Source organism: Paenibacillus soyae (assembly GCF_024623455.1).
GTDB classification, from domain to species: Bacteria; Bacillota; Bacilli; order Paenibacillales; family Paenibacillaceae; genus Pristimantibacillus; species Pristimantibacillus soyae.
Map to the genome: position 1 here is coordinate 1 of NZ_JANIPJ010000104.1, position 255 is coordinate 255.

Here is a 255-nt window from a genome sequence, read left to right on the forward strand (position 1 = left end):
GCACTTTGCTCGCCGCTACGCGCTCTTCCTTCATCGCGGACAGGAAGCGCGTGAAGACGGATTCCGTAATGATGGAGAGCGGCACGCCGAGATCCAGGGAGCTTTGGCTCGTCCATTTGCCCGTGCCCTTCTGGCCCGCGGAGTCGAGAATAACGTCGACCATCGGCTTGCCCGTCTCCGGATCGTATTTCGCGAAGATGTCGCGCGTAATTTCGATCAGGTAGCTGTCGAGCTCGCCTTTGTTCCACTCGGTGA

1 pseudogene is annotated in these 255 nt (G+C 59.2%); it reads right to left on the reverse strand.

The window, feature by feature from the left end:
• A pseudogene (locus NQZ67_RS30200) lies at nt 1-255 on the reverse strand (NADP-dependent phosphogluconate dehydrogenase); the annotation flags it as partial.